The following is a 22452-nucleotide window of genomic DNA, read 5'->3' on the forward strand; positions in this document are numbered from 1 at the left end:
TTTATATGTCATACAGGGAGGTTATCTCATCAGTCGGGCCAAACCAGCTTTTCCAGCTTACCCTTTCTTTTCACAATGTTCTTATAGTCCCATTGAATGCTTTTAGCTTTCGACAGCCAACGCGCGAGGTCCTCTTTATTGATCTCCTTTTTGGAGGTATATCTTGCCTCGGCTGCTTTGAAACTTCCTTCCGCTTGTAGTCCCGCCTCTTCGAATGATTGACCGCTCCAGAACAACAGGCGGACGTTTCCCTTTAATTTGCTGTAGCCTGCCACAGGGTTTCCTTCTAGGAACCAAACCGGGTGACGATGCCAGATCTTACTTTCTGCATCCGGGAGATGCTTGTCGATCTCCTTTGCCAGCGCATTGCAAATTGCTGCATCTTCTGGTAACTGTTCGTCGTTGTAAGCCTTTACGTCTTTGTTCATTTTATTTTATTCAGCGTAACTAAGTTACCGAAAAATAGTTGTTTGTCCTCTGTCAACCGACGATCCCGGAAAATATGCCTATCGGTGCCGTTTTTTGCTGATAACAGTTTATGGCAGTTGAACCATTATAGCCAGTGATCTATATTGATCTGGGTATCGAGCAACGAGGCCGCGCGGTTTGAGCGGACGTTTTTCATGCTGCGGATCTGATGCTCCGATGTAGTGCAACCAGGGCAGCTGTCAGGATTTCGGATTACTTCATCAGCACTTTTTCAATTTCTTTTCTATTAAAGCCCCTGCTGGCGTAGATCACTACACCATTTTCGTCCGTAATTACCACAGACGGATAGCTGTAAATCCCCATTTTCGTAGCCAGTTTTTCTCCTCCATAAAGCATGCTGTATGGTGGCTTTTCGCGGTTGTAAAAGAAGTTTACATCATCACGTTCTTCGTAGGCATTGACAGATACGATGTTTGCAGTGTTGCCAAATTTTTTGTGCAGCTCTTTCATTTCGGGAAAAGCAAGCATGCAATAGCCACAATTTTTTATCCAGAATTCCATTATGGTCTTCTTTCCCTTTAATGAAGCAGATAGAAGCGTATCAGGTTTTTTTTCATTCAACATTGCCAGTTTCCATTCAGGTATTTTGCTACCTGTCGTGATGAGCGGAAGCTGCTTTTCTTCCTTCCTGATCGTATATCCATCGTAGTCAGATATGAACCAAGATCTGGATAAGGCGGATGCTGGTTTTGTATCAATATTGGTGAAGATGGTTTTTGTGTGATACTGATCCTTCATTATGCTGTTTCGGTCAATGATCATATAAGGGAGATTCGAAGCCGGATCAACCAGTAATTCATAATACCTGGTCACATCTGCATCGAATGAAACAAATCCTCCCGGGAACTCAATAGCTTTCTTGTAAAGCTCGAATTTTAAAAGCCTGAAAGCTCTGCCATCAACAGATGTATCCTTTACTGATTTTGGAATCGCAGCGTCGGCCGTGATCAATGGCAATGCAACTCTCAAGGTAGTAATAGAGTTGTAGATCAACGATAGACTGCTAAATGAAGATGTTTTTCTTTTCCCGCCTTCGTATGTTTTGTCGTCAAAAAGGATGTAATACTCAGTTCCATTGTAAAGCTGGGACGTTTTATCTGATTGCATCTGGAACCTGGAAATCCCTCCTTCTTTAGTTGGATCGTATTCGAAATAACTGGTGCCTGAGTTCTTCGCGAAGTAATTATCCTGTTTGTTGTTGATCTCACGATAGGAATCATACCGGATCCTTGTCAGGCTTTCGAGAGTTGAAGAGACTTTTTGAAACGCTTCTTCTGCCGGTTGAGCAAGTACGCGGTTTGCAAACAGGCAAAAAAGAAAAAGAATGATCTTTGTGTTTGTTGACATGGCTGTTATTTTTTCAAACATAAACCGGATAAGTCGTTCAAAAAGATTGATTAGATCAATCCAACCAGGAATTAGACAGAAAAGGTTTAATCGAAAAAAAGACGGGTTTAGTCGAAAGGAAACTGATAAATGAATCACTATTCATTTAATTTGCCGTATGTCTTTTAACTGGCGAAAAAAGGTCAATGATAAGTATTTCTGGATGGAGATACTTATGCTATGTTGTTTCACTTATTTTATTGCGATATTAAGCGATGTTGAATACACGATCTATGAATCAGGCAAAAGGCATTTTATCAGTGCATTGGAGTACAGGCTTGCCTTCGGGACGTTTCATTTCCTGCTGTACGGGGCTTATTACTGGCTTTGCGTTAAGCCACTTGTGCTCGCCAAAAAGCCCTGGTGGGTGTTTTTTAGTCTGATACTTTTTGTACCCGTTATTCATTATTACAATCACTATGTGGCAACCAACGCACTGATCTATCTCCCATTGTTCTCTGCTGAGTTGAGGAATACGGCCGCCAGGCAGTTCAAAAGCGAGCAAAATTTTGGAATTCTATATGCGTATATGTTGTCTTCCAGATGTCTTCCAATCATCTTTTTTGCTTACCTGGTCAGATCACTTAAACAGGAAAAGTTGGTGAATGAGTTGAAAGCACAACAGCTGCTTGCTGAACTGAATTATCTCCGGGCACAGGTTCAGCCGCACTTTTTCTTTAATACACTGAATAATATTTATGCGCTGGCCATTAAACAATCGCCTGATACGGGTCCGATGGTCCTGAAATTGTCAGAAATGATGAGGTATATTCTTTATCAATCTGGCGAGAAGAAAGTTTCTTTAAAGCAGGAGATCGATTTTCTTTCTAATTATGTTGAGATAGAAAAGATCCGGCATCGGAATAATGTGGCTATATTATTTGATGTGCAGGGTGATATTGCCGGGGTTAACATTGAGCCGCTGCTTTTATTGCCATTTGTTGAAAATGCGTTTAAGCATGGAGCGAGGGAAAGCCTCTTTCAGGCAGAAGTGTCAATCGTGATCTGTGTACAAGACCAAGAGTTGAACTTACAGGTGCGGAACACAAAACCCGATGTCAGTGGGAAGGAGAACGAAAAAGGAATTGGTCTTGAAAATGTCCGTAAACGGTTAGCTCTTTTGTATACGGGAGGGCACTGCCTGAATATTGCAGAGAGCGAACGTCAGTATGAAGTGAACTTAACTATTGAATTGCAATGATCCGATGTATAATTGTTGATGACGAACCACTGGCGCAGGAAGTCCTCGAGGCCCATATCTTACGCTATGGTCACCTGGAAATTGTTGCAAAATGCGCACATGCGCTTGAGGCATTTGATGTATTGCATAAGGAAGCCGTTGACCTGATGTTCCTTGATATCCGCATGCCTTCGATAAGCGGGATCGATTTCCTGCAGTCACTGAAGAACCCACCTAAAGTGATTTTTACAACAGCCTATACAGAGTATGGGCACAAGGGGTTTGAGCTCGATGCGGTGGATTATCTTCTGAAGCCGGTTAGCTATGAGCGCTTTGAGAAGAGCATGCAGAAGCTGATCCGTATGTTGCCGGATGAAAGGCCTGAAGGAAAGAGCTACACGTATTTCAAAGTATCCGGGAAGCTGATCAAAGTACATCACGAAGACCTTATGTACGCGCAATCGGTGAAAGATTATATTATGATCAAAACGACGAAAGGGAGTTTGCTTACCCATCTTACGATGAAGTCACTGACAGAGCTGTTGCCCGGTAATACGTTTATTAGGGTACACCGGTCGTATCTGGTCAATATTGCAAAAGTTGATCGTGTTGATCGGACCTGTTTAAAGTTGGCGGGCGCGGAAATCCCGATAGGCGAGAACTACCGCGATAGTGTGTGGAAGCATCTTAAATAGTCAGGTAGGAAAATACTGCCACCTGTTCCCGGTAAACATGTTTCAGACCTAAACAGGTATGATATTAGCCGTATAAAATGTTCTAAAAACTTCGGCTATGACCAAACATCAATTAAAAGTAGAGACTCAGGGTACAGATTTGATCCTGACGCGCGAATTTGATGCTCCAAAGGAAAAAGTATTTGAAGCATATACAGATTGTAAACACCTGCGGAATTGGTGGGGCCCAAGAGAATGGCCTGTAAGTGATTGCACAATCGATTTTCGTGCCGGCGGCCGCTGGCATTATTGTATGAAAGGCCCCGATGGGACTGAAGCGTGGGGACTTGCCACATTCAGTGAGATCAAAGAATCTGATCTGATCGTCTACCAGGATCATTTTTCTGATAAAGAAGGTAATATCAGTTCTTCAATGCCTTCCGCACATATCCGGAACGAGTTTACAGAGGAAGATGGCCTGACCACTGTCCGGAGCACGGCCCGCTATGCATCTGAAGATGATCTGAATAAAGTTAAAGAAATGGGGATGATCGCTGGTATAGAGGAAACGCTTGACCGCCTTGAGGAATATCTTTCCAAATAGTAAAGTATTTACCTTGAAGTGGGTACCGGATGGATGCGCGTAGTGTACTGCGCGCATTCATTCGGTTTTTTTTTGCCGGGCGGGCAAGGGCGCTTTTTTCGACGGGAGGTCGAAGGGTTCGTTTACTTTTTTTGCCTTGATGCAAAAAAAGTAACAAAAAAAGATCAAGGCTACGCGCAAATAGCCAGCCCCGCACTCGATGCGGGGGCTAAAAATTATGGGCTGCACCTGGCACTAAAATAAACTCGCCGGAGGAGTGTTTTGGATTGATTGGCGTGTTGGCTCAGACAATATTTTAGCGCCCTCACCTTCGGCTCGTCGGTTATGCCCATAATTTTTTTAACGCCATTTGCGCTATGCCGCCCCCTCTTAAAGCAGGCAGAAGGCCTTTACATAAATGTAACCTAACGGTTCTTGTAAGTGTTGTTGTCTTTTATCAGGATAGCAACACGTCAATTTGTGATACCGCAACTGATATACAACGAATCTTCCTCGCAACCGAATCCTCCTCTCTCAACGCCCCCCGGCCTTGGAAAAAATGGCGTTAAGAAAATGGGAGGCTGGCACCGTCTGAGCCACACCGCAGGTGTGCGAAGGCGCCAAAAACTGTCTGAGCCAGCACGCTAATCAATTCATCATACTTTCCCGGCGAGTTTTTTTGGTGCAGGTGACATCCTCCCATTTTTAGCCATTTTTTCCCAGCCTTGATCTTTTTTTGTTACTTTTTTTGCATCAAGGCAAAAAAAGTAAACGGAGTCTTTCGACCTCCCGTCGAAAAAAAACGCCTTGCCCGTACGGCAAAAAAAGAGCCTTTCGACGCTCCCGTCGAAAAAAAAGCCTGCCGGGCTTCCGGCAAATAAGTCCTCAATGATTCGGCTACAACAATCATAGATTTGACCACATCCAACGAATAAATCCGTTTCATTTTTGTGTTGTCAAAAACAATAAAACAATATGAAAAAGAACAAAGTCTGGTTTGTAACCGGCGCATCAAAAGGTCTCGGTTTATCACTTGTAAAGGCATTGATCAAAGAAGGTTACCAGGTAGCCGCCACAACACGCGACCTCGACGCGATCACAAAGGCGGTTGGCGCTTCTTCTTCCTTCCTTCCCTTGCAGATGAATCTGCTGGATGAGCAGAGTGTGGAAACCTCCATCGCAAAAGCGATCCGGTTTTTCGGACGGATCGATGTGGTAGTAAACAATGCGGGGTATGGTCAGTTAGGAACTATTGAAGAGCTGACAGATCAGGAAGCTCGTCAGAATTTCGATGTGAACGTATTTGGTTCGTTGAATGTGATCCGCAAGATAATGCCCTACTGGAGGGAGCAAAGATCAGGAGCGTTTTTCAATATCTCTTCTATAGGAGGATTTTTTGCGGGCTTTCCCGGTTGGGGAATTTATTGCGCCAGCAAATTTGCCGTGGCAGGATTTACCGAATCGCTTGCTGCTGAAGTGAGATCATTTGGCGTGAGCGCTACGGTGGTTTATCCCGGGTATTTCAAAACCAATTTTTTACTGGAAGGTTCGTTGAATCTGCCTAAAAATCCAATTGACTCTTATGTGGAAGCCAGGCAGTTGGAGGCAGTTCATAAGAATGAAATTCCAGGTAATCAGCCCGGAGATCCTGAAAAGGCGGCAACAGCTTTGATCGAAGTGGCGGAAAGAGACGAAAAACCAATCCACCTTTTCCTCGGAAGCGATGCGTTTGGAATGGCTGAAAATCAACTGAGGGCCATTGGTGATGAATTGAAAAAGTATGAAGCGGTGAGCAGGTCAACAGACTTCTGATCAGTGGATGAATTATACCGACCGGTTTGAGGCGAAGGAATGCTTCTGGCCGGTCGTGTAATTCCTGTTTGATCCCTCTGCTTATTTCATCATTTTGTATCTTCACTTTACTGTTATCATGAAGCCAAAGCAAACATTTCAATTCAATACGATCAGCGAATTTCATCAAATGAGCGGGCTGCCCAAGCCCGAACATCCGCTTGTCAGCGTTGTTGATTACAGCCTCGTAGAATACGCAACGGATGAAAAGGAGATCAGTTGGGTACAACATTTTTATTCGGTCGGATTGAAACGCGGCATCAATGGGAAGTTCCGGTATGGTCAGCAACAGTATGATTTTGATGAAGGGTTGATCTCTTTCGTTTCCCCGGGTCAACTGATCAATATAACAGTGGATAAACCCGTTGTGAAACCCACAGGCATTCTCCTGTTCTTTCATCCTGATTTTTTGTGGAATACATCGCTTGCCAAAACCATCAGGCAGTATGATTTTTTTGGTTATGCGGTGAATGAAGCGTTATTTATGTCGGAGAAAGAGGAAATGGTCATTAAAGGAATAATGGAGAATATCCAGCATGAATATCATTCGAATATTGATAAATTCAGCCAGAACATCATTGTAGCGCAGATCGAGTTATTGCTGAATTATTGCGAACGTTTTTATCAGCGCCAGTTCATTACAAGAAAGATCAATAATCATCAGATCTTAACTAAGCTCGAAGACGTGCTTGATCGTTATTTTAATAATGCGGAGTTGTTAAGCAAAGGACTGCCCTCTGTTCAGTTTATTGCGGAAGAATTGGCAGTGTCTCCGAATTATCTCAGCAGTTTATTGAAAGTGCTGACGGGGCAGAGTACGCAGCATCATATTCATGAGAAGCTGATTGAAAAAGCGAAGGAGAAATTGTCTACGACAAGTTTGTCAGTGAGTGAAATTGCGTATGAGTTAGGGTTTGAGCATTCACAATCTTTCAGCAAGTTGTTCAAATCAAAAACGAATTTATCACCGGGAGAGTTCAGGCAGTCGTTTAATTGAGCGGCCGCTCCAGTTTATGTTGGCGCAGGTTCCTGGTTCGATGACTTGCTTCTGAAGGCGGATTGCATCATGAGGATCCTGGTCACTCGGTTTTCCTAAAAAAATGAAAGGGTTCGACGTTTCAAAGTGACAAGATAGTTGAATGCTGTAAGCAATTAAAGTTTATGTAAATGGTTTCAAGAACAATTTTGGCCACATTTATTGCCTTCGTAGGTTGCATGTTTCTTGCATATTTTGCCGTAGACTTAGAACGAAAAGATTTGAATTTCGGTCAATTTCTGGTTTTGGGGCTGGTGTACGGGCTTCCCTTATTCCTTCTTGGCCTCGCTATATTTTTGTTGATAAATTACTTTACGAAGCTTAGAATAAGACGTAAAAGCTTCAGTAATTTTTATTTGTTTTATTTTGGATTATGCTTCGCCTTCGCATTTATCATTATCCTTGGATTCACTCTTTTCGACTTTTCCGACCGCGGCCGATTTTTCCATGAGCCCACATTCGGTGAAATATTAAGTCAATATTTGCCAACCTTATGGCTGTTTCTGGCAGGTGCTATCCTGAACTGTTTAGTGGTCTGGAAGCGCTCGAATGCGAGGAATTATTGAACAGATTTTCATAGATCAAAAGGCCATGGTTCAGGTCTACCTTTTCCTTTCTATTTGGTATGTACACGTGTCGATTTCTTCGCAAAGGGTTGTCGCTATTTTTGCTGAAGGTGACAGACAATAAGCCGGACTATGCATTGACGATATTCAACGATTAAGAAATTTACAAAGGGTATTGTATGTAGCTTGGAATGGTACTAGTGTACATTTGTTTCAGAGAGTAACAGCTCAATTGCCGTCGCCAGTTTATATTCTATTGCCGGGCCTTCAAAACCGATATTCCTGAACTTAATATTCCCGTCCGTAGAAGTGATGAACGTGGCCGGGATCACTCCAAATCCGAAATTCTCCGCAAGCATCTTATCATCCGTATAAAATACCGGGAAGCTGTACTTTTTATTTCCATTCCAGTTCTGCGCATCCTGTAGCGTATTGCCCGATCCGCTATTCACCACCATGAACATCACTTTTGGATTGTCTTTGTACCGGTCATATACCGACTGCAGATACGGCATTTCCTTCATACAGGGAATACACCAGGTGGCCCAGAAATCGATCACCACGATCTTTCCGTTCATAGCTGATGGAGTGACCGGTTCTCCTTTGATATTAACGAGATTGCCCATTACCGGTAATGTTTTGTTGATCCGTTCTTTCTTTAGCGTCGCCAGAATGGACGTTTTCCATTGTTCTCCCACCTCTTTCATTTCTTTTGTCCAGCCTTCTTCTGTTTTTTTCCAGTCTATATAATCTTCATACATCAATCTTTGAGCGGCGGTGTCCTCCTGGTTATTGATCACTATTTTTTTCGAAAGCTGGTATGCATTTTCGTAGTTTTTGTTTACGCGATAATAGATGGCTGCATATTCCAGCGTCGTTCCGTCATCGGATAAGGATAGTGCTTTCTGCAATGCCTCCTTTGCTTTTTGCTGATCGCCTTTCTTTTGAAGGATCAGGGCTTTCAGGGAAAGGCTATTAGCCCGGGCGGCCTGCTCAGATTGCTTTTTTATGAGGGGATCCACGTAAGGGAGTACATATCCTGTTTCCGGCCAGTAACGAATTACACCAGCCGGAAAGCGAACGGCCAGTGAATACGCACGTTCGGTATAGGCGAGTGCTGTATCGGGAAGAATACCATTATCAAGCAGCATCTTCGACCATTTAAGCAACGTCGGCCCGTAATAAGGCGTTGTGTCTGGTTTGAATTGTGAAAGATGGTAACTGACTTTCCGGCTATTTTTCGCCTCCGCATAGTACGTAGCGAGTATCTGATGCAGGTCCAGTACATTCTCCAGGTTTGCAGCGGGTGTCGTCTTCAGCAATGCTTCTGCCTTGTTCTTTCTTTCTTCTTTGTCTTCGATCTCTTCAATTTCTGAGGTAAGCATTTCATAACCGGCTGGCGTATTCGGATATTTCGTTTTGATCACCTGTCGGATGGAGTCAACCCTTGTCTTCTCTCCAATGATCAGGTAACCCATTGTTGTTTTATCACGCAGACCGGCATTACCCGGTTCTTTATAAAAATTATCAGCGATCACTTTTAAGGCCTGTTGACGATACTGTTCTTTTTCTTCACCGTCAGTGCTGTTCATCTTGTTATGCAGGAGCCTGACTTTCGCTTCATAATTATCCGGGTACAATTCAAGTTCTTTTTCCAGCAGTGCGCGCTGAAGTTTGGGAACTTCCGGGCTTTTTCCTACCTGCGATGGAAGGCTGTAATTCTCATAAAGGAAACTATTTTTCGCCCTGACGCCGTTAGCATAAACCGGTATTTCATAATGCTTGTTCTTTGCGGGCTTTTGAATGCGGGCGCCGCTTTCCAGCGTGAAGGTGGCATAAGATGCATAGCGGGGATCAAGATAAATAGAGGCTGTCCATTGTTTGCCCTCCCGCTGCATTGGTAAACGATAGGCTGTATTATAGAAGTTGGAGCTGGAGAATACCATCGTTACAGATGTGTCCGCTTGTGTAATAAGGTTTTGCCCACTCGTATCGATTGCAGGGGTGAATATAACTTTCACTGCTTTCCCGCGTTCGGGCATGGCGGGTTCCAATACCAGCTGCTGTGCTGATCCTGCTTCTGAAGCAAAAGTCATCATAGCAACGCACAGGAATTTTGATACCCGGAAGGATAAATAGAATGGTCGTTTCATCAGTCTGGATGTGGGTTTGAAGAGAGATAAGGCGTAAAAGCAAGTTAAGGAATATATGCCGGACGAATAATAAAACGAAGACTCATTATCAGTATGTGCGCTAACTTTTAGGGGTAAAGAAATTGACAGGCCTTGATCTCGGCATCCGATTTTGCACGTTCAGCTATTACATCGTCCGGTTCACCTCAGTTCTCCTTTCCTCGCCCGTTGTTTTTCTCAACTTTCGCCGAAATTTTTAAAATGAATTTTCTGAGAAAATCCGTACTCTTCGCGCTGTGTCTTTTTTGTTTCAGTTCCGGGACTTTTGCCCAGAAAAAAGACAAAAAACAGAATATTTCGGAAGAGGATATGAAGTTGCTGCAGGAGCATATGAAAGAGCTGGACAAGATGCCGAATGGGGCTGAGATCAAAAAGATGGCACAGGAGGCGCAAAAACGTATCGAAGAGGGACAAAAGAATGGAATGATGGCAGCTTCCATGGCGCCTGAATTTCCAAAGCCTAATACAGCGGTTGTTACCGCTATTCCTAAAACAACGATGAATGCTGCTGAGTTAAAGGAATATGTGGATGCGATCTATAAAAAGATCATTGAGAAGGCCAGTGATGGAGAGAAGAAAGAGATCGCAAAAATGACTGAGCGTTATAAGGACAAGGCAACCCTGCACCAATTATCTGTATACGGATGGTATTTCGCAAAGTCACCCATGGAAGCGATGGCGTTGATGGCACAGGCATGCTTAAAGGACATGAGCGACGGCCTGATGCTGAATAACCTAAGCGCATTACTGATCATTGGGGGAGCTCCGGAAAAAGCGGTTCCCATCCTTCGTTATCTCGTCACCAAACATCCGGAAGATCCACTTGTTGCCAATAATATGGGCCAGGCCTACGCTGCCCTGGGAATAAAAGATACTGCAAAGGTGCACCTGGCACGGGCAGCCAGAGTTTCCAAACATCCTCAGGCAAACAACACTCTTGCGCAGATCGCAAAAGCTGAAGGGAACACCGCCAAAGCAGCTGAATATGCCGCAGCTTCACTGGAAGGTGGTTATTCTGAAACGGCTATGGCGATCCTTGAAGAAACCGGCATGGCGGATAAATATAAAGGCTATACTGGAGAGCCGGAATTGCCCGACTACTTCAATGAATACAAGTTCAAGCTACCCCGCGCACAAATGACCATTAAAGATGCTGAAGCGGTGATCGCAGAGAAAGCAAGTTTCCGGGACAAATTGGATGCAGAGCGTGAAAAACTGGGCCCTGTGAAAAGTGAATACGAGAAAGCAGGTACGCGCCAGTTGGAACAGATGATGAAAAGCATCATGAATGATCCGCGCAAAATGGCTTCCATAGCAACAGGCCGCACATTCGCGGCAATGACTGCCCGGACGATGCCCAAGCGTGTTGCCTACCTCAACCATATGCTGGATGATGAACAAACGAATCAACCAAAATATGAGCAGGAGCAAAAGCAACTCGCAGAGTCCTACCGGAAAAAAGAGGAAAGCATCCGGCAAAGTTATCTCGAGCGGATAAAGAAAATACCCTGTGGCGAAGGAAACGGAAAAGGCTGTGTGGAGATAGATAAACTCCGGAAGGAAATGTGTGTAAAGATTGATGAGGCCACTAATGAATACCTGGCCGACCGTGGTACCAAAGAAAAAAATTATCGCGAAAAGAAACAACGCATTTATTTATACCTGTTCTATGAATATTCCCGTGCAGGATTTTTGTCTGCTCCTAACGAAGCAATGGGTAACGCGGCTTTTTATGGCGCGGCTGCGCAGTACGTAAGCAGGCTACGGGAACTGACTCCGCCGGAACCACTAACATCCTCCTGTATACCGATCGGTCATTCTCCGGATACAATGAGTTTAGCTGCTAAGTGGAATTTCAAATGCCCGGTGAATATCGATCTTCCTTTTATTGTTGGGAAGGTAAATGTGAACTGTGAATCGATCACTATTAAAGGTGGTGAAGGCGCATTGTTCAGCTTCAGCCAGAACTTCAGAACAAAGCAATCTACGCTTAGCATCGGTATCGGCCTTGATCTCGAAGGTAAAAAAGGTGACCTGGGTTTTGTAGGAAATGTCAAACTAAAACTTAGTCAGACCTTCTATATCACACATGATGGTAAGACCGGTATCTATGATATGGGAATGAAATTCGGAGCAGGTCTTTCTGCAGGCTATACCGTTCCGCCGGCTTTGAGTAAGACGGGTGTGATGGACAATGGTTCGGCCAGTGGTGAAGTAGGCTGGCGTTTTGGTATCAATTCCGGGATGGAGCCAAGTATCGAGTTCAATGAAGGTCCGTTCAAAGGTGTCTTTACTCCGGCGCCTGTTCAGGTGAATCCAAACATTGGGATCTATCCGAAATAGTTTTTTGGTTCTAAGGTTTAAGGTAGACAGAGTTGCCCCGTAAGGCAACTCTTTTTTTTACCGGGGAGATAGAAGGAGGGCAAAGAAAATTAGTTTACAAAAGATAAATGCTGCGCAATAGCGCTCGCTATTCTGGTGTGGCAATTACAACAGGCGCTGCAGTTTTAGTTCTACATCACGATGTTCTCCATTCGCAGAGATCGTGATCACGATCGTCTTTCCTTCCTGTTGCAGCAATTTATTGATCCTGTCAAGATCACTGCCTTTATATCCATCTACAGAATAGATCGCCTGTTCCTCTTTAAATCCTTTTTCAGCAGCTGGGCTTCCTTCCACAACACTGGCGACGAATACTTTTCCATTGATCTTTTTAAAGCGCAATCCGGCCATCGGAAATTCAAATGCAGCTGCATGAAGCTGGTTTGGTTTCAGGTAAATGACTTTCTCTCTGTAGTCCAGTACAACATTGAAACGGCTGATGATCTTGTTGCCGAGTATGCCAAGATATCCTTTATAGGAACTTACGCCCTGCTGATCGGAAGAGAGGCTGATTGGTAATGAAGTAAACCTGAACTCACCTAATTGTATTGATTCGATCGCTGTTTCTTCCAGCAGATTTTCTTTGGAAAGATCCCGGCTTTTGGATATGATCGATTTTCCGATCGCATCAGCGGAAAGATTGTCTTTTTTGAAAGGCGAGTTGACCAGCAATGTTAATGCCGCGCCACTGTCAAAAAACACAGATCCTTCCAATTTTTTTCCACCGGACAGGGTGATGGAGAGGGGAAGCTGTGGTATGGTGATGCTGTTCCCAAACGTGAATGGCAGTTTGCTGTATCCATTCAATGCATCCGGAAGTTTCGTATCGAAGATCAGGTCTTTCTTGTCATAATCGATCGATGTGAAATAGTTCTTTAGAAGATCATAGCCAATAATACCAAAGAAATCTTCGCCGTTTCGTTCGCGCAATGCCTGGAGATTAACGACCACACATTGCGTGAGATTAACTGTTTCATCTTTCGCAAGCAGAATATGCTGACCATAAATTACGGGTAATGACACAGGCCCACTTGCGCCAATACTGGTCTGACGCCCTTCTGCTTTCATTTGCAGTGCCTGTGCAGCTGTAGAATCGATTACGGTAGTAGACGCACCAGTGTCAAAAACGAAAGGTATTTTGTTTTTACCGTTGAGATTAAAATCTGCAATGATCAACCCGTTCTTGAAGCGGAAAGGGATGCGAATGGCGGCGAATGCCAGTTGCTGTGATAAGCAGATAATGGCCAGGAAAATAAGTCGGTTACGCATGCGATAAAGATATGACTTGCGTATGCATATTCATGACCATTCTTCAAAATGTTGAGGCCGGCTGGGGTAAGGTTCCCGCAGGTTTCGCAGATCAATGCGCAAATCCGCAGGAATCTTACCGCAGTTGATCTTAGCCTGACGGCGATGGAGGACAACTGTCCGCTCCGCAAATGCCCCACTCTTTAGTCGCGTATCCACCCTTCCCATCAGAAACATTATACAGATATTTGAATATAAAAATCAACTTCAAAAAACGACTTCCATGCGAAAATTAAAACTACAGGTTCAAACAACCATCGATGGTTTTGTGGCTGGCCCTGACGGACAATTAGATTGGATCTGGCTCCCCAATGCCGAAAAAGACCCATCCGCCTTTCTGAAAGTAATTGAACTTGCAGACACCTGCGATACCATCCTGCTTGGCCGCAAGATGACACCGGAGTTTGTCAAACACTGGGAGAACGTTGTCGATAACCTGCCGGATAGTCCTGAGCAACCATTAGCTCAGTTAATGGTGGATCACCGGAAGATCGTTTTCAGCAAAACGCAAACAGAGATCAAAGGTCGGAATGTTGAAGTGGAGAACGGCGACCTTGTAACCGCTGTGAACGCGCTGAAAGATCAGCCAGGCAAAGATATCATGGTATATGGAGGCGCAGATTTTGTTAGTTCACTGATCAGCGCAGACCTGGTGGATGAATATTACATTATTATAAATCCTGTAGCAATTGGGGAAGGGCTTTCCATTTTTAAAGAAAGGAAAGTATTACAGCTGGAGAGTTCGGTGGCGTATAAGAATGGGAAAGTGCTGAATAAATATTTGCGGGGATAAAATAAAGAACGGTTTTCGCACAGTTCTTTGATCAATGATGACCAGGCAAGTGCATTTACTGCGTGGTCCGCATTGATCAAAGCAAGATGAGATGCAAAGAGAAAGTTTATTCCGGATCTCCCGAATAGAAATAAGGGATGATGAATGTCCAGATCAAAATAGCCAGAGATCCAACCCATGGCAGATGGAGATTCCATGGAACAAAAGGAGCTCCCATCCAGTACACCCATATTATAAACGCAATGGAAGATACGAACACTGGAAATTTCTGATACGGCAGATCCTTGTCCTTGTCTTTTGTACCCCAGACCCGGATCAGGATCAGCAGGATGAGACATAACGCAGCCCATACAGCCTGTAATTTGTCATATTCTTTCGGGATAAATCCTGATCCGATCATGTAAAAGCCGATCATCTCTCCCGGGATCATTTTTAATAAACGTTCGAGATACTCTTTGAATCCATTTTCATTGTCATCCTGTGCTGATAATGTCACCTGTGGTTGCTTTGGTGACCGGTTGATAATGCGGAAAACTCCTGGCATGGTGGTAAGTTTAGTGATGGAAAATTTTGCATTGGCAGAGGGGCCAATCAAGCAGTTCAATAAATATTATCTAAAAATTCTGATTATCAATGGGTATACAGCGAAAAGAACATTCTTAAGAGGTCTGTTTGATAATACTTGACCTGACATGAATATTCGTCGAATCCGGCGTGATCAAAAGAATCTGATATTTATGGAGCGTCATTATTCTCTACTCGCCCAGGACAGCCAATACCTCTGCTTTTTTTCTTCTCGAAACCTGGAAGGTCATTCCTCCCGCCACATGGATCAGGCAGGGCCATGTCTTTGAGTAAGACTCAACATACTTCACATTCAGCAGGATCCCCCGGCTGATACGGCAAAATTTCCGTCGAGCGGGCCATAGCTCCTGAAGTTCACTCAACGATTTTGGCACTGTAAAGCATCTGCCATCAGCAAGGACGACCTTGCAATAACGCCGGTTCGCTTCAGCATACACCACGTCTTCAGGATGGACGATCAGGACCTGTGAATGCAGGTGCACGGTCAACGAACCTTCTGTAAAAACAGATTCACCTGTTTCCCTGACAGAAGCCGGAACGGTATGCAGTTTTTTCTTTGCACGTTCTACAGCCTGCTTAAGCTCCAGCACATCCACAGGTTTTAATAAGTAATCAACTGCCTCAGCCCGGATCGCTGGGATTGCATATTCGTCATGCCCCGTTACAAAGATCAGGGCGAATGAACGATGCATTTCATCTTCGAGCAGATCAAAGCCTGATTCCTGGTTCATGCGGATGTCAAGAAAGACAATATCGGGATGCTCTGTACTGATCAGATCACGGGCAGACTCAATAGTGCCGGCCGTTCCGATCAACTCCAGTTCTGGCGTGTATAACTGAAGCAAGCGGCTGAGTACCGCGCGGCCGGAATGTTCATCATCAACGATCAGTGCTTTGTATTTATGCATCTGCATTCAGGTTGTCAGGTATGGAAATAGTTACAGTAGTGCCGGATACAATTTCATTGGATGATGATTGTATCAGCAATGAAAATTTATCCGTGTTATAGATCTTGTTCAATGCTGCGATCCGTTCTGCATTGATCACGGATGACGCCGATTCATGGCCGGGTTTCGATGGGAGCTTGCTGATATTTTTCCTTTTGCCGGCACCATTGTCTTTAATGCTGAAGGATATTGTTCCTGCTGTCGATTGATGAGTGATATGCAACGAGATCTTTCCCTGCGCGCCATTATCTTCAATGCCATGTACGATGGCATTTTCAATGGCGGGCTGCAGGAGCATCACCGGCAGGTATATTCTTGCCGTATTCAATGATGGATCTGCCTGGATCGTATAATCAAATTTATCCGGAAAGCGAAGCTGTTCCAACCCTACATACAGCCTTAAAGTTTCCAGTTCGTCTGATAAGGAAACAAGTGGACTGCGGGACTGCGTCAGTACACGCCGGATCAGTTTGCTGAATTGTGTGAGATAATGATAGGCTTCCTGTTCCTTGTGTTCGAGTATAAATAACTGGATGCTGTTGATCGCGTTGAAAACAAAATGCGGGTTCATCTGTGCCTGTAATGCCTGTAGCCGGATGGAGAGCAGTTCATTTTCCATTTTACGTTTCAGCTGTTCCCTTTGCCGCACGCGGCGGGTGATAAGCCAGGTGATTGCAGCCAGCGTGGAAATGATCGTTATCAATACCAGCGTAATGAACCATGCTGCCTGCCAGAAAGGAGGAGCAATACGGAAGGACTGTGTGAAGACGTTTGAAACGGCGCCATCATTGCGGGTAGCCCAAACCATAAGATCGTATTTCCCGGGACGCAGATTTCCTAATTGCAAATGCTGACCATTAATGAGGCCGGAATCAGCTTGCGGGCCTTTGAGGATATAATGGAGCGTGGCGGGCTGTGAGCGAAAGGAGGCGATATCAAACGTCCAGCTCAATGCTCCTGTTTTATAGTCAAATGTAATGGATGAAGAAGTGTCCTTTATCGAAAGCATTTTATCGCCGGCATTCCATGATTGGAGATATAAGGGGAAGCCGGTTTCTTTTTTTCCGTCGATGTTTATGGGCATACTGATCACACCCATGGTTGTGGCTAAATACATCCGGTCGTGCCGTTTTGCAAAGGAATAAACCGTATGATCGGTAACAGACCGGGCAGTAATGCCGGATCTGGTCAGCAGGTCATTTTCTTTATAAGCCCAAACGCCTTCATTTGACGAGATCCAGATCTCACCGGGGATGCTTTCGGTACCTGCATAGTACATCTGCCCGGGAGAGGAGGGAATGACCGTTCTCAAACTGTCCCGTTGGAAAATGCATAAACCTTTATGCTGTATCAGTGCAAACGTACTGCCTTTAGACGTGCTGATAAATTGGACCACACGACCATTATCGCCCGGAATTTTTTTCATGGATGGGTTATGCGGATCCCTCGCAAAGTATGCGCTGGTCCGGCTGGCGGCTAAAAAGCTGCTGCTATCGGTTTTTAGCAAATGATAGATCAGCTCTGGCGCCCGTGGTAACGATGTTTTCCTTCCATTGCTATACAGGAACGAACTGCTTGGTAAAAACGCGAGCAAGGTACTGTCGTCCCAAAGCATTGCGGCTGTAAATATTTCCGGCCCCATCATTTTTTTTTGCGGTCGGACTTTAAAATGGCTTTGTTCAATGAGGGAAGTATGGTTAAAAAAGAGCCTTGAGTGTTTTGTTTCGAGATATGCCACCAGCGCTTCCGGTTCATTGAATTTTCTCGGGTGGATGTGTGTGACCAGTCCGCGATCGCCGATCAGCATCGTTGGTTTTCCATGCGCTGCTGCGAGAATTCCATCTGCAGAAACGTAAAGTGATTTGTAGGGAGTGGGATCCTGTGCGTCATACGTGTGCTGTAACAGGAAGGTTCCGCTGCTGAAGAGTACGCCACGTTCAAGTGAGGTCATCCAGATACCGCCTTCACGGTCTACACAAATGTCGGAAACCGAAATGCCGGTCAGTCCTGTAACAGGATCCTTCAATGACGGATCATCAAAATAGAAATAACCGTGTTTATATAAGCCGACCCACAATCCATTTTTTTTATCCGCTCTTAACGCAATGATAGGTGACGGGAGGTCCATCTTTTTTATCCGGCCATCATTGAAGATCAGGAGCAAAGTGCGGCTGAAGGTTACAGCGTGGAGATCTTTCCATTTCGTTGTCAGGATCCGGTACTGATCAATTGCGTCAGGCCATTTTTTGATATGGACGTTTGGTGCTTTCGATCCGGGAAAGCAAATTTCCAATGGTTTAACGGGGTTTTCAAATTGTTCGGGATGGTTATTAAAATGCCGGTTAACAGGCAGCAAAAAATCTTTCAGGGTGATCACAGGAAACGCATCCGATAGTGGAGGCTCTATTACTTCAGCGTTGGAATAATCGGTAGAGATCCGGTAAGTGGCGGCGGAACTCTGGATGAACAGGTGTTGATCTATTTCCAGCATGTGATATATGATCTCCCTGTTTTGAAGAAGCCTTCCATTTTTACTGAAAGGTAATTCGATGGCCGTATCCTGTTGAACGAAAAATACTTTTCTGTATATAGTTGCAAAAATGATCGTGCCGTCACTGGTTTCGCAAACACTCATTACAGCTGTATGATTAGCCGATGCGTCGGCGCGGATCGGTGTTGTGCTGCCTTGCTGATGGCGGTAGAGCCCGAATTCTGTTGCAAACCAGAGATAGCCTTTTTTATCCTGGATCACTTTATATACTTCCTGAGTGGGAAGGTTTAGGTCCCTGATACTAGCGGAAAATGAAAATTCCTGGGAGGAGGAGCGGTTTGTAAAAAATACCAGGGTAGCAATCAGTAGAGGCAGTGGTCGTTTCATTACGCTCAAAGCTATGTATATCAAATGAAAGATGCAGAACAGATATCCGGTCGCCTGGACCTTTGAATAGCCGGTCAAACTGCGCCTTTTACGTTCCCAGCGGTCGCTCATTCTTCTGTGCCCTTGATAGATTTGCTTTGCCTCTTTAATCCAAATCATGAAGCATGCCACGCAAAACTATCGCCCGGATCTCCTGCATTTTTTTTATTGAATGTCTGATACTGTTTAAAGCGCACGCGCAAACAATCCTGCTCCAGGGGGATGTTTCTCTTATTGGCTTTAACGCTAACGCAACGCCGAAAAATTATGCATTTGTTGTATGGAAAACGGTCCAGATCGGTACAGTAATAAAGATCACCGACAACGCATTCAATGGACCGGGACTGACGTCCACCTCGACGAATGGCTACCGTAATTCGGAACAAACTGCTGTATGGACCGCCAATGCCGAGCTTGCTCCCGGGTCCGTGATCAGTATAAGCGGCAATACAGCTAATACAGGCACCGTACAGACCTATAACGCTAACGGTGCGACCACAACCACTATTCTGCTCGGCACTTCAACGGGAGATCAACTTTTTATTTTTCAGGGAAATACACCTGCATCAGGCGCTGCGGTCACTTTTACCGGGACGTTGTTATTTGGGATGGGCTATCAATCCACCAGCGGGGAGGCTGGGTGGCTTAGTTCAGGCGCAACAGCCAGCAATACCAGCTACCGTCCAACGGATCTTAAGGATTCCAATCATGTTTATGTGCTGGGAAATGCCAATGGCGGACAATACAATGGAGACAGAACAGGGATGACCATTGCACAATATCGTGCTGCCATTGCAGATTATACAAAATGGACGCTTGCAACTGCTGGGACAGTTCCGCTAAGCAGTACATCGTTTGGAGTTGGCTCCGCACTTCCATTGAACCTGCTATCCTTTTCAGCAAGTTCGCAAAACGGCAAAGCGAAATTGCAATGGAAAACGGCAATGGAGGAGAACGTGAAGGGCTTTTATATAGAAACATCAGCAGATGCATCACGGTTTGAAACGATCGGATTTGTGAATGCAAAGAACCAGCTCAATTATGAGCAGTTATATGCTTATGAATTCACGCTGCCGGTCGCACAGCAGGTATCCTTTTGCAGATTGAGAATGGTGGATATGGATGGAACAACGACCTATTCCAAAACTGTAAAGCTCGAGGCAGAGAGAAGTGCAGTTGCTGCTTTCGGTTTGTATCCGAATTATATTGAACGTGGACAAAGCGAGATCAATCTGAAGAGAATGCAACCGCTGCCCGCAGGAATAAAAGCGGTCAATGTAAAAGTGCTAAGCGGGGATGGCAGGGTCATTAAACAGCAAATGATCACAGATGCTTCAAGTAGTACTTCCTGGAAAATAAATACCGGGGTAACCGGGACGGGCAGATACCTGGTACAGATCAGTGATGCAAACGGAAAATGGACGGAATCGATCTCGTTCATGGTCCGGTAATACTGATATGCAACTGGATTTTATTCTTTAAAGACGGCAGATTTTCCTTTTGTTTATGGGGAAAAACTGCCGTCTTCTTTTTTAGTTGATGAATTTCTTCAACGCCTCTTCCAACGCCTCCTCCCGCAAATTTTTTGCAATGATCTTGCCCTCCGGATCCAGCAGGAAATTTTGCGGAATGGATGTTACCCTATATAGTTTGGCCACTTCGTTGTCCGTATGATCAAGGCTCGAAACATGCGTCCAGTTAAGTCCATCAGTATTGATCGCCTTGATCCATTTGTCCTTATCTTCCGCTTTGTCAAGTGATACACTCAGTATAGTAAAATTTTTGTCCCTGAATTGCTGATAGGCTTTCACTACATAAGGATTTTCCCTGCGGCACGGAACACACCAGCTTGCCCAGAAATCGATCAGTACATATTTCCCTCTGAATGATTGAAGAGAAACGGGTTTGCCCAGCGTATCATTTTGAACGAAAGATGGCGCTATGCTGCCAATTGGAATTTTGAAGGCATCAAGTCTTTTCCATGCCTTGTTTCCAAAATACCCCGTCTGTTCTGCCTCTGAAAATTCCTCAAAAAAAGATTCAACTTTAGCTATGTCGTCAGGATCAGAAGTGCTTTTAAGAGAAGAAGTGTACATGCTAAGTAAATAAGCCCGCAATAAAGACTCCGGGTGCGATTGAAGATAATTCCAGGTGTAACTATTAGAAGTTGCATAGGCAGAATCATAGCTGTTTTTAAGCTTTTGTAATCCTGCTGTATCAGTACTGGCCTTTTTATCACGATACAGTGAACTGTATTTTCCCATAAGATCAACTACTGGTTGCCGGCCGGCTTCATAGCGGGTTTGCTCAACGTGCGCTTTTGACCCGGTGATTTTGGAGTTGACGATGTTATTGGTAGAAACGATATTTACAGTGGCAGGTTCTGTTCTGAATGCCATCAGGTATTTACTGTCCGCATCATATACGTCCGGGGCATGAATGCTTTTAGTGTATAGGGTGATTTCCGTCGGTACGTTTGGCTTAAATCTGAACGAGTATTGATTGTTGACGACAGGCACGCTGTCAACATCCCCTTTGATACCATCAGCCGCAATTATATAGATATAAGGAACAGGATGTGTCATATTTTTCAATGTTCCTTTGATCAGGACCTCGCCGGGCTGTCGTTTAAGGGAGTTGGATTGGCAGCGGGCAAACAGCGGGACAGTTAGCAGTATAAAAGAGACAAGTCTGAACATAGTGCAAGCGTATAAGGTTAATGTAAATATAATCAAAGCCGCCGGTGTGGCAATGAAGGAGGTTATCGGACAAATTTTTATTTCTTTATTGATCAACCTTATCAGTGGCATATAAATGGAAGAGCTGGCAGTGAAATAAGCGAGTGTGTGGTTGCGTTCGACCGGGGAGTGAGCGCCTATGTTACGTCAGGGTGATGCCCCGGTTAAACACCAAGATCACGCGACTGAGAGCAAAGATTTGTAATTTGCTGAGCAATAACCAGTCTGTATGTTCCAGTCAATCATTGAATCGATCAACCGCATTGTGTCTCCGCCGGCAGAGCAACTGTCTTTATTGATCGAAAGACTGAGTATACGGCAAGTGCCTAAGGACGGGTTTCTTATCAGGGAAGCGCAAACATGTTCGTCTGTATATTTTATCAACCAGGGTTATTTCCGGCATTTTAATGTGAATGAGGCAGGCGAAGAATCAACTATTGACCTTTATGTACATAATGAATGGATGCTGGAGTATAAAAGCTTTGTGTCTCAGCAGCCATCACAGAACTGTATACAGGCGACAACCGACAGTGAGGTATTGGCATTGCATGCGCGCGACATCCACGATCTTGCCAGGATCTCCGAAAGGTTTTTTCGCCTGATGATGATTTTAGAGATGGGGATGCGCAGCCAGGAGTTTCAGCAGAACCGGTTGACCCCGGAGGAGAAGTATCAAAAATTATTAAGTACGCGACCGGAATTGCTGCAGCATTTTCCACTGAAGCATATTGCATCTTATATGGGAATGACGCCCGAAACCCTGAGCAGGATAAGAAAGAAGATCAGTCTGTAGGGAAATGCCAGGATAAGCGGCGATCTGGCGGG

At 44.6% G+C, this 22452-nt stretch carries 17 protein-coding genes; 9 read left to right on the top strand and 8 right to left on the bottom strand.

Annotated elements, in window-relative coordinates:
* Window positions 1–29 precede the first annotated feature (29 nt).
* Complete coding sequence (locus tag LZZ85_RS16700; RefSeq protein WP_237874476.1) at window positions 30–428, bottom strand: DUF1801 domain-containing protein; 399 nt, start codon at window positions 426–428, stop codon at window positions 30–32.
* A gap of 253 nt (window positions 429–681) precedes the next feature.
* Window positions 682–1836, bottom strand: coding sequence for a TlpA family protein disulfide reductase (locus LZZ85_RS16705; RefSeq protein ID WP_237874477.1), 1155 nt, complete (start codon window positions 1834–1836; stop codon window positions 682–684).
* 157 nt (window positions 1837–1993) lie between these two features.
* On the opposite strand from LZZ85_RS16705, the gene LZZ85_RS16710 reads away from it, so the two are divergent.
* The 5 genes from LZZ85_RS16710 to LZZ85_RS16730 all read left to right on the top strand — a co-directional run bounded on the left by LZZ85_RS16710 (window position 1994) and on the right by LZZ85_RS16730 (window position 7160).
* Window positions 1994–3076: a sensor histidine kinase gene (locus tag LZZ85_RS16710; RefSeq protein ID WP_237874478.1), complete on the top strand. Its 1083-nt coding sequence runs from the start codon at window positions 1994–1996 to the stop codon at window positions 3074–3076.
* Entirely contained in the window at window positions 3073–3750 is a 678-nt protein-coding gene (locus tag LZZ85_RS16715) for a LytR/AlgR family response regulator transcription factor (RefSeq protein WP_237874479.1), read from the top strand. The genes LZZ85_RS16710 and LZZ85_RS16715 overlap by 4 nt, the downstream gene beginning before the upstream one ends.
* 97 nt (window positions 3751–3847) lie before the next feature.
* On the top strand, window positions 3848–4333 hold the full coding sequence (locus LZZ85_RS16720) for an SRPBCC family protein (protein WP_237874480.1): 486 nt from the start codon (window positions 3848–3850) through the stop codon (window positions 4331–4333).
* Between the two features lie 954 nt (window positions 4334–5287).
* The gene (locus LZZ85_RS16725; RefSeq protein ID WP_237874481.1) at window positions 5288–6124 is read left to right on the top strand and encodes an SDR family NAD(P)-dependent oxidoreductase; all 837 of its coding nucleotides are present in this window, start codon (window positions 5288–5290) and stop codon (window positions 6122–6124) included.
* 118 nt (window positions 6125–6242) lie between these two features.
* The gene (locus LZZ85_RS16730) at window positions 6243–7160 is read left to right on the top strand and encodes a helix-turn-helix domain-containing protein (protein WP_237874482.1); all 918 of its coding nucleotides are present in this window, start codon (window positions 6243–6245) and stop codon (window positions 7158–7160) included.
* An 802-nt stretch (window positions 7161–7962) separates the two neighbouring features.
* Here the strand turns inward: LZZ85_RS16730 and LZZ85_RS16735 are convergent.
* Entirely contained in the window at window positions 7963–9864 is a 1902-nt protein-coding gene (locus LZZ85_RS16735) for a redoxin domain-containing protein (RefSeq protein WP_237874483.1), read from the bottom strand.
* A gap of 294 nt (window positions 9865–10158) precedes the next feature.
* On the opposite strand from LZZ85_RS16735, the gene LZZ85_RS16740 reads away from it, so the two are divergent.
* Window positions 10159–12300, top strand: a complete 2142-nt coding sequence (locus LZZ85_RS16740) for a tetratricopeptide repeat protein (protein WP_237874484.1) — start codon at window positions 10159–10161, stop codon at window positions 12298–12300.
* 144 nt (window positions 12301–12444) lie between these two features.
* Here the strand turns inward: LZZ85_RS16740 and LZZ85_RS16745 are convergent, their stop codons facing one another.
* Window positions 12445–13608, bottom strand: coding sequence for an aspartyl protease family protein (locus tag LZZ85_RS16745; RefSeq protein WP_237874485.1), 1164 nt, complete (start codon window positions 13606–13608; stop codon window positions 12445–12447).
* Window positions 13609–13870: 262 nt separating this feature from the next.
* On the opposite strand from LZZ85_RS16745, the gene LZZ85_RS16750 reads away from it, so the two are divergent.
* Window positions 13871–14440, top strand: a complete 570-nt coding sequence (locus LZZ85_RS16750; RefSeq protein ID WP_237874486.1) for a dihydrofolate reductase family protein — start codon at window positions 13871–13873, stop codon at window positions 14438–14440.
* A gap of 106 nt (window positions 14441–14546) precedes the next feature.
* Here LZZ85_RS16750 and LZZ85_RS16755 read toward each other — a convergent pair whose 3' ends face one another.
* From LZZ85_RS16755 to LZZ85_RS16765, 3 genes are all read right to left on the bottom strand, one after another.
* Window positions 14547–14984 (bottom strand): hypothetical protein, encoded by a 438-nt coding sequence (locus tag LZZ85_RS16755; RefSeq protein ID WP_237874487.1) that lies wholly within the window; start codon window positions 14982–14984, stop codon window positions 14547–14549.
* 211 nt (window positions 14985–15195) lie between these two features.
* Window positions 15196–15933 (bottom strand): LytR/AlgR family response regulator transcription factor, encoded by a 738-nt coding sequence (locus tag LZZ85_RS16760; RefSeq protein ID WP_237874488.1) that lies wholly within the window; start codon window positions 15931–15933, stop codon window positions 15196–15198.
* Complete coding sequence (locus LZZ85_RS16765; RefSeq protein WP_237874489.1) at window positions 15926–18850, bottom strand: sensor histidine kinase; 2925 nt, start codon at window positions 18848–18850, stop codon at window positions 15926–15928. The genes LZZ85_RS16760 and LZZ85_RS16765 overlap by 8 nt, the downstream gene beginning before the upstream one ends.
* Before the next feature lie 164 nt (window positions 18851–19014).
* On the opposite strand from LZZ85_RS16765, the gene LZZ85_RS16770 reads away from it, so the two are divergent.
* Window positions 19015–20340, top strand: coding sequence for a T9SS type A sorting domain-containing protein (locus LZZ85_RS16770; RefSeq protein ID WP_237874490.1), 1326 nt, complete (start codon window positions 19015–19017; stop codon window positions 20338–20340).
* Window positions 20341–20421: 81 nt separating this feature from the next.
* On the opposite strand, the gene LZZ85_RS16775 is transcribed toward LZZ85_RS16770, so the two are convergent.
* Window positions 20422–21588 carry a TlpA disulfide reductase family protein gene (locus tag LZZ85_RS16775; RefSeq protein WP_237874491.1) on the bottom strand — a complete coding sequence of 389 codons (1167 nt, stop codon included), beginning with the start codon at window positions 21586–21588 and terminating at the stop codon, window positions 20422–20424.
* A 268-nt stretch (window positions 21589–21856) separates the two neighbouring features.
* Between LZZ85_RS16775 and LZZ85_RS16780 the strand changes: the two genes are divergently transcribed.
* Window positions 21857–22420: a Crp/Fnr family transcriptional regulator gene (locus tag LZZ85_RS16780; protein WP_237874492.1), complete on the top strand. Its 564-nt coding sequence runs from the start codon at window positions 21857–21859 to the stop codon at window positions 22418–22420.
* The last annotated feature ends 32 nt before the right edge of the window (window positions 22421–22452 follow it).

The sequence above is a fragment of the Terrimonas ginsenosidimutans genome (genome assembly GCF_022012415.1).
GTDB classification, from domain to species: Bacteria; Bacteroidota; Bacteroidia; order Chitinophagales; family Chitinophagaceae; genus Terrimonas_A; species Terrimonas_A ginsenosidimutans.

Bases quoted from the DNA above. Each gene is read 5' to 3' on its own strand.
- LZZ85_RS16700 (WP_237874476.1), bottom strand. From the start codon at position 428: ATGAACAAAGACGTAAAGGCTTACAACGACGAACAGTTACCAGAAGAT.
- LZZ85_RS16705 (WP_237874477.1), bottom strand. From the start codon at position 1,836: ATGTCAACAAACACAAAGATCATTCTTTTTCTTTTTTGCCTGTTTGCA.
- LZZ85_RS16710 (WP_237874478.1), top strand. From the start codon at position 1,994: ATGTCTTTTAACTGGCGAAAAAAGGTCAATGATAAGTATTTCTGGATG.
- LZZ85_RS16715 (WP_237874479.1), top strand. From the start codon at position 3,073: ATGATCCGATGTATAATTGTTGATGACGAACCACTGGCGCAGGAAGTC.
- LZZ85_RS16720 (WP_237874480.1), top strand. From the start codon at position 3,848: ATGACCAAACATCAATTAAAAGTAGAGACTCAGGGTACAGATTTGATC.
- LZZ85_RS16725 (WP_237874481.1), top strand. From the start codon at position 5,288: ATGAAAAAGAACAAAGTCTGGTTTGTAACCGGCGCATCAAAAGGTCTC.
- LZZ85_RS16730 (WP_237874482.1), top strand. From the start codon at position 6,243: ATGAAGCCAAAGCAAACATTTCAATTCAATACGATCAGCGAATTTCAT.
- LZZ85_RS16735 (WP_237874483.1), bottom strand. From the start codon at position 9,864: ATGATGACTTTTGCTTCAGAAGCAGGATCAGCACAGCAGCTGGTATTG.
- LZZ85_RS16740 (WP_237874484.1), top strand. From the start codon at position 10,159: ATGAATTTTCTGAGAAAATCCGTACTCTTCGCGCTGTGTCTTTTTTGT.
- LZZ85_RS16745 (WP_237874485.1), bottom strand. From the start codon at position 13,608: ATGCGTAACCGACTTATTTTCCTGGCCATTATCTGCTTATCACAGCAA.
- LZZ85_RS16750 (WP_237874486.1), top strand. From the start codon at position 13,871: ATGCGAAAATTAAAACTACAGGTTCAAACAACCATCGATGGTTTTGTG.
- LZZ85_RS16755 (WP_237874487.1), bottom strand. From the start codon at position 14,984: ATGCCAGGAGTTTTCCGCATTATCAACCGGTCACCAAAGCAACCACAG.
- LZZ85_RS16760 (WP_237874488.1), bottom strand. From the start codon at position 15,933: ATGCATAAATACAAAGCACTGATCGTTGATGATGAACATTCCGGCCGC.
- LZZ85_RS16765 (WP_237874489.1), bottom strand. From the start codon at position 18,850: ATGAAACGACCACTGCCTCTACTGATTGCTACCCTGGTATTTTTTACA.
- LZZ85_RS16770 (WP_237874490.1), top strand. From the start codon at position 19,015: ATGCCACGCAAAACTATCGCCCGGATCTCCTGCATTTTTTTTATTGAA.
- LZZ85_RS16775 (WP_237874491.1), bottom strand. From the start codon at position 21,588: ATGTTCAGACTTGTCTCTTTTATACTGCTAACTGTCCCGCTGTTTGCC.
- LZZ85_RS16780 (WP_237874492.1), top strand. From the start codon at position 21,857: ATGTTCCAGTCAATCATTGAATCGATCAACCGCATTGTGTCTCCGCCG.